The sequence below is a fragment of the Rhizobium sp. CB2179 genome, assembly GCF_057653455.1.
In genome coordinates this window covers 1,737,910-1,752,414 of the sequence record NZ_CM172781.1, presented here as the reverse complement: position 1 = coordinate 1,752,414, position 14,505 = coordinate 1,737,910, and the positions used below count along the sequence as shown (strand labels likewise).

14 protein-coding genes are annotated in these 14,505 nt (G+C 61.5%); 1 reads left to right on the top strand and 13 read right to left on the bottom strand.

The window, feature by feature from the left end:
- Positions 1-119 precede the first annotated feature (119 nt).
- The 12 genes from AC244Q_RS08840 to AC244Q_RS08785 form a co-directional block, all read right to left on the bottom strand.
- Positions 120-368: a GlsB/YeaQ/YmgE family stress response membrane protein gene (locus tag AC244Q_RS08840; RefSeq protein WP_003539331.1), complete on the bottom strand. Its 249-nt coding sequence runs from the start codon at positions 366-368 to the stop codon at positions 120-122.
- 25 nt (positions 369-393) lie between these two features.
- On the bottom strand, positions 394-648 hold the full coding sequence (locus AC244Q_RS08835; protein WP_003539329.1) for a GlsB/YeaQ/YmgE family stress response membrane protein: 255 nt from the start codon (positions 646-648) through the stop codon (positions 394-396).
- A 119-nt stretch (positions 649-767) separates the two neighbouring features.
- Complete coding sequence (lpdA, locus tag AC244Q_RS08830) at positions 768-2,216, bottom strand: dihydrolipoyl dehydrogenase (protein ID WP_113546012.1); 1,449 nt, start codon at positions 2,214-2,216, stop codon at positions 768-770.
- Positions 2,217-2,232: 16 nt separating this feature from the next.
- Positions 2,233-2,814: a GNAT family N-acetyltransferase gene (locus AC244Q_RS08825; RefSeq protein ID WP_113546013.1), complete on the bottom strand. Its 582-nt coding sequence runs from the start codon at positions 2,812-2,814 to the stop codon at positions 2,233-2,235.
- Positions 2,815-2,816: 2 nt separating this feature from the next.
- Entirely contained in the window at positions 2,817-3,458 is a 642-nt protein-coding gene (locus AC244Q_RS08820) for an SGNH/GDSL hydrolase family protein (protein WP_003539320.1), read from the bottom strand.
- Between the two features lie 18 nt (positions 3,459-3,476).
- On the bottom strand, positions 3,477-4,838 hold the full coding sequence (locus AC244Q_RS08815; protein WP_128406747.1) for a pyruvate dehydrogenase complex dihydrolipoamide acetyltransferase: 1,362 nt from the start codon (positions 4,836-4,838) through the stop codon (positions 3,477-3,479).
- 15 nt (positions 4,839-4,853) lie between these two features.
- Entirely contained in the window at positions 4,854-6,245 is a 1,392-nt protein-coding gene (locus AC244Q_RS08810; protein ID WP_012757328.1) for a pyruvate dehydrogenase complex E1 component subunit beta, read from the bottom strand.
- 15 nt (positions 6,246-6,260) lie between these two features.
- Entirely contained in the window at positions 6,261-7,307 is a 1,047-nt protein-coding gene (pdhA, locus tag AC244Q_RS08805; protein WP_012757327.1) for a pyruvate dehydrogenase (acetyl-transferring) E1 component subunit alpha, read from the bottom strand.
- 145 nt (positions 7,308-7,452) lie between these two features.
- A complete protein-coding gene (locus AC244Q_RS08800) occupies positions 7,453-7,773 on the bottom strand; it encodes an FtsB family cell division protein (protein ID WP_012757326.1) in 321 nt (106 codons plus the stop codon).
- Positions 7,774-7,910: 137 nt separating this feature from the next.
- Entirely contained in the window at positions 7,911-9,185 is a 1,275-nt protein-coding gene (gene eno, locus AC244Q_RS08795) for a phosphopyruvate hydratase (RefSeq protein ID WP_012757325.1), read from the bottom strand.
- A 137-nt stretch (positions 9,186-9,322) separates the two neighbouring features.
- Entirely contained in the window at positions 9,323-10,168 is an 846-nt protein-coding gene (gene kdsA, locus AC244Q_RS08790; protein ID WP_012757324.1) for a 3-deoxy-8-phosphooctulonate synthase, read from the bottom strand.
- Entirely contained in the window at positions 10,165-11,061 is an 897-nt protein-coding gene (locus AC244Q_RS08785) for a VOC family protein (protein WP_012757323.1), read from the bottom strand. The genes kdsA and AC244Q_RS08785 overlap by 4 nt, the downstream gene beginning before the upstream one ends.
- A gap of 198 nt (positions 11,062-11,259) precedes the next feature.
- Between AC244Q_RS08785 and lexA the strand changes: the two genes are divergently transcribed.
- Positions 11,260-11,979 carry a transcriptional repressor LexA gene (lexA, locus tag AC244Q_RS08780; protein ID WP_012757322.1) on the top strand — a complete coding sequence of 240 codons (720 nt, stop codon included), beginning with the start codon at positions 11,260-11,262 and terminating at the stop codon, positions 11,977-11,979.
- Here the strand turns inward: lexA and AC244Q_RS08775 are convergent.
- The gene (locus AC244Q_RS08775; protein WP_113546027.1) at positions 11,960-14,392 is read right to left on the bottom strand and encodes a ComEC/Rec2 family competence protein; all 2,433 of its coding nucleotides are present in this window, start codon (positions 14,390-14,392) and stop codon (positions 11,960-11,962) included. The two genes, lexA and AC244Q_RS08775, sit on opposite strands and share 20 nt — an antisense overlap.
- Positions 14,393-14,505: the final 113 nt, after the last annotated feature.

Sequence of the window (14,505 nt, the reverse complement as noted above, 5' to 3'; positions counted from 1 at the left end):
CTATGCGGCAAATCATCTAAAGAGCATCGCGTCAAATCGGATTAATGCGACGCTCTTTAAGTCTTTGTTTTATGCAAGTCGTTATCCCAAAACCGCTGCACACTTTTGGGCGACATGCATTAGCGCCGCACCAGCCGCGCAAGGAATATCAGCAGGCAGGCGCCGAGAAAACCCGTCACGAAATAACCGAGCCGCCCGCCGACCACCTCGAGATGAAACTGCGCGAGGATGGCGCTTGCGACGACCGAGCCGACGATGCCGAGCACGATATTCAGGAAAATCCCGTATCGCGCTTCCATCAGCTTGCCGGCGAGCCAGCCCGCAAGCCCGCCGATGATGATTGCCGAAATCCAGCCGACGCTTTCCATTCTTGCCCTGCCCCTCAGTTGCGCTTCAAGCGACCGCCCTCGCGATCAGAACCACGATGATGGCGCCGACGGTGGCGTGGATGATCTGCACCACCAGCGCGTTTTCAATGCCCAGCGAAATGCCGAGCGCGCTGAACAGATAGCCGCCGACGAAGGCGCCGATGATGCCGCTCAGCAGGCATCTTATCAGCCCGCCGCCACCGACGACCAGGCTTGCGAGGAAGCCTGCGACCAGGCCGATCAGCAAAAATACCAGCAACGCCTGCGTCTCCATAGACATGATGATTTCCTTTCGTTTTTTCCACCCCAGCGGAGTGGCTTTCCACTCCGGGGGGATGGATTCTCCACCCCGGCGGGACGGCTTTGCCGCTCTGAGATAAAGGGCGGATTGGGAAATTATCAAGCGTTCAGCACGCGACCGTAAGCATCGAGCACCGCTTCCTTCATCGATTCCGACACGGTCGGATGCGGGAAGATCGTGTGCATCAGTTCTTCCTCGGTCGTCTCGAGGTTCATCGCAACGACGAAGCCCTGGATGAGCTCGGTGACTTCGGCGCCGACCATATGGGCGCCGAGCAGCTCGCCGGTCTTCTTGTCGAAGATCACCTTCACCATGCCTTGGTCTTCGCCGAGCGCGATCGCCTTGCCGTTTGCTGCGAAGGAGAAGCGGCCGACGCGGATGTCACGGCCCTGCTCCTTGGCTTTGGCTTCGGTGATGCCGACGGAGGCGACCTGCGGATTGCAATAGGTGCAGCCCGGGACCTTGCCCTTGTCGGTGGGATGAACATTCGGGAGGCCGGCGATCTTTTCGACGCAGACGACGCCCTCATGTTCTGCCTTGTGCGCCAGCATCGGCGGGCCGGCGACATCGCCGATCGCATAGATGCCGGCGATATTGGTCTTGCCGTAGCCATCGATGACGACGCAGCCGCGGTCGGTCTTGACGCCGAGCGCCTCGAGGCCGAGGTTTTCGATATTGCCCTGAACGCCGACGGCCGAGATCAGCCGGTCGGCGGTGATCTGCTGCACCTTACCATCGGCCGTCTCGACATGAGCGGTGACGCTGCCGGCGCCCTTCTCGACCTTCGAAACCTTGGCGCTCGTGAAGATCTTGAGGCCACGCTTTTCAAGCTGCTTGCGGGCGATCGCCGTGATCTCGGCATCCTCGACCGGCATGATGGTCGGCATGACTTCAACGACCGTCACGTCGACGCCCATCGAGCGATAGAAGCTGGCGAATTCGATGCCGATCGCGCCCGAGCCCATGACGATCAGCGACTTCGGCAGCACATCCGGCTTCAGCGCCTCGAAATAGGTCCAGATCAGCTTGCCATCCGGCTCGATGCCGGGCAGCGCGCGCGGACGGGCACCGGTCGCGATGATGATGTGCTTGGCGGTATAGGTGCCTTCGCCGCTCTTGACGTTCTTCGGCAGCGGATGCTGCGGCTCGACGACGGCCTTCGACGGCTTGCCGACGACGACCTCGCCGGGCTTCGTGATCTTTGCCTCGCCCCAGATGATGTCGATCTTGTTCTTCTTCATCAGGAAGCCGACGCCGGCATTCAGACGGGCGGAGACGGCGCGCGAGCGGCCGACGACGGCCTTGGCATCCGGCTTGACCGTGCCTTCGAGAACGAGGCCGAAATCCTTGAAGTGATTGGCGTGATCGAGCACCTCGGCCGAGCGCAACAACGCCTTGGTCGGGATGCAACCCCAGTTCAGGCAGATGCCGCCCATATGCTCGCGCTCGACGATCGCGGTCTTGAGGCCGAGCTGGCTGGCGCGGATGGCAGCGACATAGCCGCCGGGACCCGAACCAATGATGATGACGTCGTAGGATTCAGCCATGTGTTTCCTGCCTTTGTTACGCTGCGCTGCGGGTCATGAGCACCCACGCATGTCTCTTGCTGTTTTTGAAGAGCGGCACGGCATCGGCGCGCGCAGCCTCCAGGAATCCGTTTCTTCCGTAAAGCGACAAAGCCGCTTCGTTGTCGCTGGCGGTGATCAGGCTGACGGGCCGCCGATCGGCCCTTTCGATCTGATCGTCCAGCAGCCTGCGTCCGATGCCGATGCCGCGCAGGTGGCGATAGACGCCGAGACTGCCGATGAACCAGCTTCCGACCACCGTCTTCTGCAAGGCAAGCATCGGTGCGGTCGCCGGAATCGTCGCCTCGATATCGCCTATCCCCTCACCCAGCGCATGGCCGATCGCCACACCCGCAATCTCACCATAGGCCTCGGCAATGACGGCATCCCGCCAGCTGCCGACAGCTTCCTCCTGGCTCATCTTCAGCCGGCCCCGCTCCAGCGGCGTGTCGCTCACGCCGTTTTCCACACCGGCAAACCAGAGCCAGGAGGCAAAACCGCGCGATGCGATATCCGCCAGAATCGCCAGCTCCGAGGCATCCCGCCGTGAGGCCTGCCGGAGGGCGATGAAGGAGGTCATGGTCAGATCCCCAGCATCATCCGCACGATCGATTCCAGCCCGCGTCCGAGCGCACGCGTATTTTCCGCATCGAGGTGAATACCGTCGATCGGTGTGGTCTTGGCGACCGAATTGCCGTCGAAGAAGCCACAACCGAGTTCGTCGGCAAGATCACGATAAAGCGTTGCAAGTTTTGCCGATTCCTCGATGCCGCCGGGAAACGATGCGGCGAAGGGCACATTGCCCGTCGCGCGGATCGCCGGCGGCGCCACGATCAGAATCTCCGGCCCATCGAATTCGAAGGGCCAGGCGTGATTGCGGATCAGCCGCACGAGCCGGCTGATGCCCTGGCATGCGGCAAAGGCCGAGCCTGCCACGACCGGCTTCATGTCATTGGTGCCGAGCAGAAGGATGACGAGGTCGAGCGGCGCATGCGTCTGCAGGATCGTCGGCAGGATGCGCGCACCGTTGCGGTCGCAATCGGCGAGATGGTCGTCGAAAGCGGTGGTGCGACCGTTCAAGCCTTCGGCGATGATACGCGCGTCACCGCCGAGCGCTGCCTGAAGCACGCTCGGCCAGCGATTCTTGTAATCATGACGGCCGATCGTCTCGGCGTCATAACCCCAGGTCAGCGAGTCACCATAGCAAAGAACGGTCTTGGTCATTTCCGCCTCGTGCCGCTATCAGACAAGCATGCCCATCGGGTTTTCGATGTAGCCCTTGAAGGCCTGGAGCAGTTCGGCGCCGAGCGCGCCATCGACGCAGCGATGGTCGGTCGAGAGCGTGACTGACATCACGGTGGCAATCGCCATTTCGCCCTTCTTGACGACAACCCGCTGTTCACCGGCGCCGACCGCGAGGATCGTCGCATGCGGCGGGTTGACGACGGCTGCGAAGTTCTTCACGCCCATCATGCCCATGTTCGAGACCGAGCTGGTGCCGCCCTGATATTCCTCGGGCTTCAGCTTGCGGTCCTTGGCCCGCTTGCCGAGATCGCGCATCTCGTTGGAGATCGTCGACAGGGTCTTTTCCTCGGCCTTGCGGATGATCGGGGTGATCAGGCCGCCGGGGATCGAGACGGCGACGCCGACATCGGCGTGCTTATGCTTGACCATGTTGCTGTCGGTCCAGGAGACGTTGGCATCCGGAACGTCGCGCAGCGACAGCGCCATGGCCTTGATGACCATGTCGTTGACCGAGAGCTTGTAGGCCGGAGCGTTGTCCTTGCGCGGAGCCGCATCGTTCAGCTGGGCGCGCAGCGCCAGCAGCGCATCGAGCTCGCAATCGACGCTGACGTAGAAATGCGGAATCGTCTGCTTGGATTCGACCAGGCGCCTGGCGATCGTCTTGCGCATGCCGTCATGCGGCACGAGCTCGTAGGAGCCAGGCTCGAAGAGTTTGAGCACAGCTTCTTCGGACGCGCCCTTCGGCGCAGCGGCCGGAGCCGAAGCCGCGGAGGCTTGCGGAGCGGAGGCAGCAGCGGCAGGGGCTGCGGCCTTGGCGCCGCCACCGGCAACGGCGGCCTCGATGTCGCTCTTGACGACGCGCCCGTGCGGGCCGGAGCCTGCGATTGCCGAAAGGTCGATACCGACTTCCTTGGCCAGCCTGCGGGCAAGCGGCGAAGAGAAGGTGCGGCTGCCATCAGATGAAACCGAGGCGGGTGCGGCGGCGGGTGCAGGTGCCGCAGCCGCAGCAGACTGGACCGGAGCCGGTGCAGCCTCGGCCTTCGGCGCGGCTGCACCATCTGCCTTCGGCGCCGGAGTGGCGGGACCCGCAGCGCTTGCGGCAGCAGCGACATCCTCGCCATCGGCGGCGAGAACCGCGATCAGCGCATTGACCTTGACGCCTTCGGTGCCGGCCGCAACGACGAGCTTGGCGACCGTGCCTTCATCGACGGCTTCGACTTCCATCGTCGCCTTGTCGGTCTCGATCTCGGCGATCACATCGCCAGACTTGACCTTGTCGCCTTCCTTGACCAGCCATTTGGAAAGATTGCCTTCCTCCATGGTCGGAGAGAGGGCGGGCATCGTGATATTGATCGGCATCGAAACACCCTCCCCTTATTTGTAGCAAACAGCCTTCACCGCATCGACCACTTCGCCGACGTTCGGAAGGGCGAGCTTTTCGAGATTGGCGGCGTAAGGCATCGGAACGTCCTTGCCTGCGATCGTCAGGATCGGCGCATCGAGATAGTCGAAGGCCTGCTGCATGACGCGGGTGGCGATTTCGGTGCCGACGGAGGACTGCGGATAGCCTTCCTCGACGGTCACCAGACGTCCGGTTTTCTTCACCGATTCGATCACAGCCGGCAGGTCCATCGGGCGGATAGTGCGAAGGTCGATCAGTTCGACATCGATGCCGAGCTTTTCGAGTTCGGCGACAGCCTTGATCGCATAGGTCATGCCGATGCCGAAGGAGACGACGGTGACGTCCTTGCCCGGACGATGGATGCGGGCCTTGCCGATCGGCAGGACGAAATTGTCAAGCTTCGGCACATCGAAGTGCTGGCCGTAGAGAATTTCGTTTTCGAGGAAGATGACCGGGTTCGGATCGCGGATCGCAGCCTTCAGCAGGCCCTTGGCATCAGATGCCGTGTAGGGCATGACGACCTTCAGGCCGGGAATGGCGCTGTACCAGGCTGCATAATCCTGGCTGTGCTGGGCGCCGACACGGGCCGCTGCACCATTCGGGCCGCGGAAGACGATCGGAGCGCCCATCTGGCCGCCGGACATATAAAGCGTCTTGGCAGCGGAGTTGATGATCTGGTCGATCGCCTGCATGGCGAAGTTGAAGGTCATGAACTCGACGATCGGGCGAAGGCCGGCCATGGCTGCACCGACGCCGACGCCGGCAAAGCCATGCTCGGTGATCGGCGTATCGACGACGCGGCGGGGGCCGAATTCCTGCAGCAGGCCCTGCGTGACCTTGTAGGCGCCCTGATATTCGGCGACTTCCTCGCCCATGACGAAGACGTTTTCGTCGGTGCGCATTTCCTCGGCCATGGCGTCACGAAGCGCTTCGCGCACGGTCGTCGACACCATTTCGGTGCCGGCCGGGATTTCCGGATCGTTCTGCACCTGGGCTTTCGGCTCGGCCGGAACGGGCGCGGATGCCGGAGTTGCGGCAGCCGGCTTTTCCTCCTGCGCGGCCTGCGGTGCAGCAGCCGGCGCTGCTGCCGGAGCGGACGCAGACATGTCGGATGCGGATTCACCGTCCTGCAGGAGAACGGCGATCTTGGCGTTCACCTTGACGCCTTCGGTTCCGGCAGGAACCAGAAGCTTGCCGATGACGCCTTCGTCAACGGCTTCGACTTCCATCGTCGCCTTGTCGGTTTCGATTTCGGCAATCACGTCGCCGGAGGTGACCTTGTCACCTTCCTGCTTCAGCCATTTGGACAGTGTGCCTTCTTCCATGGTCGGAGAGAGGGCGGGCATGAGGATATCGATAGGCATGGGTTCCCTCCCCGATTAGAGCAGAATGTCGGTATAGAGCTCGGATGCATCCGGCTCCGGATCGGCCTGGGCGAAATCGGCGCTATCGGCGACGATGTCGCGAACATCCTTGTCGATCGCCTTCAGATCGTCTTCGGAAGCCCAGCCCTTTTCGACGAGGCGTGCCTTGACCTGTTCGATCGGGTCATGCTCGGAGCGCATCTTCTGCACTTCGTCCTTGGAGCGATACTTCGCCGGGTCGGACATCGAGTGACCGCGATAACGATAGGTCAGCATTTCGAGAATGATCGGACCCTTGCCGGAACGGCAATGCTCGAGCGCCTCGTCGGCGGCCGCCTTAACGGCGCGGACGTCCATGCCATCGACCTGAATGCCGGGGATGCCGAAACCGGATCCGCGAAGCGAGTAATTCGACTGCGCGGTGGCGCGGGCAGTCGAGGTGCCCATGGCGTAACGGTTGTTCTCGACGATGTAGACGATCGGCAGCTTCCAGAGAGCAGCCATGTTGAAGCTCTCGTAGACCTGGCCCTGGTTGGCAGCGCCGTCGCCGAAATAGGCGATGGAGACATTGTCATTGCCGCGGTAGCGGTTTGCGAAGGCAAGACCCGTTCCGAGCGAGACCTGGGCGCCGACGATGCCGTGACCGCCGTAGAAATGCTTCTCTTTCGAGAACATGTGCATCGAGCCGCCCTTGCCGTGGGAATAGCCGCTGCGGCGCCCGGTCAGTTCCGCCATGACGCCACGCGCTTCCATGCCGGTTGCCAGCATATGACCGTGGTCGCGATAGGCGGTGATGACCTGGTCGCCATCCTTCTGCGCCATCTGCATGCCGACGACGACAGCTTCCTGACCGATGTAGAGGTGACAAAAGCCGCCGATGAACCCCATGCCGTAAAGCTGGCCGGCCTTCTCCTCGAAGCGGCGGATCAGCAGCATCTCGCGATAGGCCTTCAGCTCTTCATTGCGATCGAAGTCGGCTACCGGGCCTCCATTCGATGCTTTGGCTGCCGGTTTTGCTGCAGTTTTGCGGCTGGAAACGGTCGCGGTCTTTCGCGGCGCCATTCAACCCTCCCTATGGGTTTGTAGTTTCTTGGTGGCGCGTACCATAGGGAAGAAATATGAGCACAGCAATGCCATAATTGCATGGCTCGTATTCGGTGCTAAATTATTGGAAAAACATTGAAAATTCCAATTAACCTGTTTCCGGTTAATTGGAATAATGATTGAATACGACGATCTCGTCGGCGCGCGACATGTTGAGCTGATAACGCGCTTTTTCGTCCAACATATCCTTATCGAGCGACCCGTCACTCAAGAGCGCGACCTGATTTTCCAGATGTTCGCGCTTCGCCTTCAAGATCGCAAGCTCTTTTTCACGCGCGACACGCTGATGCTCGAACGTCTCCGTTGCGCGCAGGCCGTAATCGCCATGGATGCAATGATAACCGAAATAGGAGAGGAAGGCGACCGTCATGGCCGGAATGACGAAGCGACCGATCTTTCTCTTCTTATGATGCTTTGTCCACATACACGCATGCTCTTGAACGCATTACCAATTCGTTCAATCTAACGTGCAGAGATTAACCGTTCGTTGACTCTAAAAAACGGGCAACAAAAAACCCGCGCCGGGAAGGCGCGGGTCAAGCCGTTGAAAATCAGATCCGATCAGCCGCGAACGATCGAGCGGCCGGCATACTGGGCCTGCGGGCCGAGGCCCTCTTCGATACGGATCAGCTGATTGTACTTGGCAAGACGGTCGGAGCGCGACAGCGAGCCGGTCTTGATCTGACCGCAGTTGGTGGCGACCGCGAGATCGGCGATGGTCGAATCTTCGGTCTCGCCGGAGCGGTGGGACATGACGGCGGTATAGGCCGCCTTGTGCGCCGTGTTGACGGCATCAAGCGTCTCCGTCAGCGTGCCGATCTGGTTGACCTTGACGAGGATCGAGTTGGCGACGCCCATGCGGATACCGTCGCGAAGACGGGCGGAGTTGGTGACGAAGAGATCATCGCCGACGAGCTGGGTCTTCTTGCCGGCTAGGTCGGTCAGCGTCTTCCAGCCATCCCAGTCGTCTTCGGCCATGCCGTCCTCGATCGAGATGATCGGATACTTGGCGGCGAGTTCGGCCAGATATTCGGCCATGGCGCCCGATTCCAGCGTGCGGCCTTCCCCTTCGAGAACGTATTTGCCGTCCTTGAAGAATTCCGTCGAGGCGCAGTCGAGGCCGAGGCACATGTCGTCGCCCGGCTTGTAGCCGGCTTTCTCGATCGACTTCATGATGAAGTCGAGAGCTTCCGGCGCGCTCTTCAGGCCCGGTGCGAAACCGCCTTCATCGCCGACATTGGTGTTATGGCCCTGTGCGGCAAGTTCCTTGCGCAGCGTATGGAAGACTTCCGAACCCATGCGCACGGCTTCGGCGATCGAATCGGCGCCGACCGGCAGGATCATGAATTCCTGGAAATCGATCGGGTTGTCGGCATGGGCACCACCATTGATGATGTTCATCATCGGCACTGGCAGCAGGCTGGCGGAAGCACCGCCGACATAGCGGTAGAGCGGCAGGCCGGACGCCTGGGCGGCAGCCTTGGCGACGGCGAGCGACACGCCAAGGATGGCGTTGGCGCCGAGACGCGACTTGTTCGGCGTGCCGTCCAGCTCGATCATGATGTTGTCGATCTGGATCTGGTTTTCGGCGTCGATGCCGCCGATCGCGTCGAAGATCTCGGTGTTGGCGGCTTCGACCGCCTTTTCGACGCCCTTGCCCAGGTAGCGCTTGCCGCCGTCACGCAGTTCGACCGCCTCATGCGCGCCCGTCGAGGCGCCCGAGGGAACGGCCGCGCGGCCCATGCTGCCATCTTCGAGATAGACATCGACTTCGACGGTGGGGTTGCCACGGCTATCGAGAATCTCGCGGGCGATGATATCGGTGATTGCAGTCATGGGTTCTTCCTGCTCGGTGGGTGATAAATGGTTCGAAACCTGTCTTAGTCGAAGGCGTGCAAATTACAATGCTGCAATAGCCTTCGGACCAGCGTTCGGATGTGGCCTATAGCACGATCATGTCAGACTGTTGAACGTCAAGCCTTGGCGACCGCATCGAAGGCGAGCAGCTTTTCGAGAAGCCGCGGCATGTCCTTGAGATAGACCATGTTCGGGCCGTCGGAAGGGGCATTGTCGGGGTCCTGATGGGTTTCGACGAAGACGCCGGCAATACCGGCAGCCACTGCTGCCCGCGCCAGGGTTTCTACGAATTCCCGCTGACCGCCGGAGGAATCGCCCTGCCCGCCCGGCTGCGCTACGGAATGGGTCGCATCGAAGACAACGGGCGCACCCATCGCCGCCATGATCGGCAGCGAGCGCATGTCGGAAACCAGCGTATTGTAACCAAAGGAGGCGCCGCGCTCGCAAAGCAGCACGTTCGGATTGCCGCTGGCATTGAGCTTCTTCAGAACGTTCTTCATATCCCAGGGGGCCAGGAACTGGCCCTTCTTGACATTGACGACGCGGCCGGTCTTGGCGGCGGCGATGAGAAGGTCGGTCTGGCGGCAGAGGAAGGCCGGGATCTGCAGGACGTCGACGACCTTTGCCACCTCCGCGCATTGCTCGGCGGTATGAACGTCGGTCAGGACGGGAAAGCCGAACTCCTTTTTGAGGTCGGCAAAGACCTCCATGCCTTTTTCAATCCCGATACCGCGTTCGGCCGACAGCGAGGTGCGGTTCGCCTTGTCGAAGGAGCTCTTGTAAACGAGGCCGATGCCGAGCTTGCCGCAAAGCTCCTTCAGCGTGCCGGCGACCATGAAGGCGTGGTCGCGGCTCTCCATCTGGCAGGGACCGGCAATCAGCGACAGGCGGCCGGTATTGGAAAAGCTGACCTGGCCTTGGCCTTCGCCGATCCTGACTTCGGAATTCGTATCAGTGCTCATCGTGTTTCCTCGAAGGCGAAGAGCGTGCCCTGCCCGGGCGCGGGCTTCACCAGAATGCGATTGTTCTTGCGCGCGTATGTCACCCCGTTAGCAGCCAAATGCGCTTCTGTCACGGCAAGATCGGCGACAGCGAAGAGGATTGCCCGGCCGCGCAGGCCACGATCTGCGGATGAGCCGACGATGTCGAAATAGGCCTCCAACCCTTCCGCCGTCATCAGGCTGATTTTGGCATTCGACGCCGGGATATTGACGCCGAAACCGGTTTTCTCGACTGCCGATTGCACCACGGCGAGGCTGACGAAGGCAGCGAAGGCGGCAGCATCAGGCGCGCAAAGCGCTATCTCGACTATGCCGGTGACGCCATTGGCATGCGTCTCCAGCACGGCGCGGTCGGCCGGCAGCGGATTGACGCGCTCGACGGTAAATAGCAGGAGATCAGGCGCGCGCAGATCGCCGGCAAAAGCCAGCTTGAAGCCGGCAATCGTCTCAGAACCGTCCGGCATCGTCATCGGCCGGGTGAACTGCAGCATCTCGCCGGCGCTCGATCCGTTACCGACGAAATTCTGATGATCGATGCCGGCATCCTTGCTGCCAAAAGCCAGCCCCGAAAGCCCCTCCGCGCCGCAGCGGAAGCGGAAAGCCTGATTGCGGGCGGTGAAGACATTGCCTTGGCGCGCCGACGCCTCGCTCTCCTCGACGCTCGCAATCCCGAGCGGCTCCAGATAGGTCTTGTCAGCAAAGAAGACGCAGGCATTCTCCGTTCCGAAGGGATGGCGCGCATCGGGGGCAACGGTGAAGCCGAGCTTGCCGAGCCTCTCGCGCGCCAGATCGATATTGACGACCGGCAGCACGACATGATCCAGCGGGTGCGGTTTGGCGGAGTGCTCGTTCATGATATCCCTCCCTGACACGGCAAGAGATGTGCGACAGCGCTTCCCTCAACGCAAGACTTCTGTGCCAATCCGGCGAATGAAAATAAAAATCTCAACGAGTTGGCGCCAAGTTTTACGGAAATTTAGCTACTTGCGGAACACATATGGAACATATAGTGTCTGTTCTGGATTTGTTTCAATCACGAGGTCACAACGTCGATGCTCACGCGCAAACAACAGGAGCTTCTCCTTTTCATTCATGAGCGCATGAAGGAATCCGGCGTTCCGCCATCTTTCGACGAAATGAAGGATGCTCTGGACCTCGCCTCGAAGTCCGGGATTCATCGCCTGATTACAGCGCTCGAGGAGCGAGGCTTCATTCGCCGCCTACCGAACCGCGCCCGTGCGCTCGAGGTCATCAAGCTTCCGGAGGCCTACAGCCCCAGCATCCAGCCGCGGCGCGGCTTTTCGCCGAGCGTCATCGAAGGCAGCCTGGGCAAACCTCAGCCGGTCGCCGCCCCTGCTCCCGCAAAACCCGTCGCCGACAACGGCAACTCGGTTTCCGTGCCGGTCATGGGCAGAATCGCCGCCGGTGTGCCGATCTCGGCGATCCAGAACAACACCCACGACATCGCCGTTCCGGCCGACATGCTCGGTTCCGGTGAACATTATGCCCTGGAGGTCAAGGGCGATTCGATGATCGACGCCGGCATCTTCGACGGCGACACCGTGATCATCCGCAATGGCAGCACCGCAAGTCCTGGCGACATTGTTGTTGCACTCGTCGATGACGAAGAAGCGACACTCAAGCGCTTCCGCCGCAAGGGCGCCTCGATCGCACTGGAAGCGGCCAACCCGGCTTACGAGACCCGGATTTTCGGACCAGACCGTGTTAAGGTGCAGGGCAAACTCGTCGGCCTCATTCGCCGCTATCACTGACATCGGTTAGGCCGGATTCGGTAAAGCTGTTGCTGCGCCAGTCAAAGGCGCGATGGCGCATCCATGGTCGCGACAATGCGTCAAATGCGGTTGCCACCTCCAGGCCGGCGTCCGCGAAGCGCAACTCGATGGATCCGGTCCTGCGCAGCGTCTCGCCGGTGAAGAGCGTCGCACCTGAGCGGCAGCTGTTGAAACGCAGGCGGACCGACGTCACGATGATATCGGCCGCGTCGCATGCCGGGCCGAGATAGGCGGCATTGTCGATGACAGCAACCACACGACCATTGCCAAGCCTTGATGCGCACCAGGCCCTCTTGACGCAGGAAAAGCGGTTTGCTTCACCGGCCGCTGCGGCCGCCCGCATCGCTGTCCTCGCTTCGTTCTGCTGATCGCGGGAAAGCTTGACGCGGCGGTCTTCTCCTACCTGCGGGATAGCAGGACCATCCAGCATCTTCGGCGGATCATGTCTCGGCAGGACCAGGGCTCTCTGCCACTGGTCGAAGATGAAATCCGGTGGTCTTTCACGGTTGGAAGCCATTGCTGCCGCTTCGACCACCGCGACGAGACTGCCATCCTCCGAAATCACCAGATCCGGCGGCCGGGGAACCGGTAGAAGCAACAGGATGAGCGTTGCGACCGCGATGATTGATGTGCCGATATGGCGCAGCCGGGTGCGGAGCAGCGTCAGCAGCAGAAAGCCTGCGACGGCTATCGCGAAATACCAGGCGGGCAAGCGGCCGACGTCGATATTGCCATCCCAGCCGGACACCGTCTTTGCGACCGCGATCACCAGATCGAGGCCGAATCCGACGACCTTCCAAGCCCAAACATCCAGACCGAAAGGCATGAGTAGCATCGCCAGCAAGCCGGCCGGCATGATGATGAAGGAGATGATCGGCATTGTCGCGAGGTTTGCCGGCAGGCCATAGGCGGTCAGGCGATGAAAATGCTCGATCGAAAACAACGCGGTGGAAAAACCACCGATCAGCGAGGTCAGGAAGACGCCGCCGAAGAAGCCCGCAACAGTAACGAAGGGCCTGATGATCGGCAGCTTCAGAAAGGCGTTTTCGCGGATGCGCCGGTCCTTCCACAGCTGATAGCCCGAGACCAGCGCCAATGTGGCGGCAAAGGACATCTGGAAGCTCGGACCTAAGACCTCGGACGGTGAAATGAGGATGATGACGAGGGCGGAAAGCGCGACATTGCGCAGGCTGATCGACGGCCGGTCGAAGAAGACGGCAATCAACATGATGGCCATCATGATGAAAGCGCGCTCGGCAGAGACCGCAAAGCCCGAAATCAGGAAATAGGCAGTAACGGCGATGAGCGCGCCGGCGGCAGCGATCTTCTTCGTCGGGTAGGCCTCAGCGATACCGGGAAAGATGCTGAGCAGCATCCGAAAGCCGACGAAGAAGATGCCGGCCGACAGCGCCATGTTGAGACCGGAGATGGCGATGATATGAGCCAGACCGGACTGGCGTAGTGCCTCCGTCGTCGCATCCGAGATGGCGCGCCGCTCGTCCGTCACCAGTGCGGCGGCAAAAGCGCCGGTATCGCCGGGCAGGATCGACCTTATTCGGTCGCCAATGCCGCTGCGCAGCCGGTAGAGCCCTTCGAGCAGCGCTTCCACCGCCGATCTTGCAGCCTGCGGACCTGCCTGCGCATCGACCTTCGTCGGCGCACCGTAGAAGAAGCCGTTGGCGCCGATGCCGTCGAAATAGGCACTGAAGGAGAAGTCGTTGAGCTCGGGAAGTGCTGGGCCCGCCGGCGGCGTCAGCCGCGCCCTGCCGGTGATGATATCGCCGATCTCGAAGGCTGCGTCCGCACCGCGGGCGATGGCGGTGATGCGTTCCGGCGGCCGCTTGACCTGAGGCGCTTCAGTGCCGGTGACGGCAAGAATGTAGCGCCACCGGCCGCGACCATCGCCTTCGCGCCGCTCGACGCGGCCGGTCACCGTCGTCGTCACTGATGAATCGAGGATCACGGTCGAAGCCCGCCAGCTTTCGAACTGCGCCGAGACTATGCCGCAAGCCACGAGCGAAAGCGCCAGCAGCGCTGCCCGCAATGCCGCCCGGTTGCGGCTGGCGATGAGAACTGCGACGGTCAGCACCAACAGGCAGAGCAGCGATGCAGTGTGCGGAAAATCCGAAGCCGCGAGAAACCAGATGGCTGACCCGGCGCCGAGGAAGACCGGCGAGAACAGCAGCAGGCGGCCATGGTCCGTCTCCTCGCCCAGCATGCGCATGCCGGCACGCAGCAAGTGCGAGGCTGCGGCCGGCAGCCGGTGGCGCAATGGTATTGCCGACTGCGTCCTTGCCGGTCGCGTCACCACGACTGGTGGTGAAAAATTGGAGGAGCCGGCAAGGCCTTCGCCTGTTTCCGGCCGCAATTCGACTGACGTCAACTCCTGCATGAACCGCCCAAGCCCGGCTGCGAAGGCAGTCAGAATGCAACCTTCAATCAAATCCGGCAAGCATAATCGATTGAAATATGAGGCAAAATCGCGAGCCCCAAAAGACCAGTCGA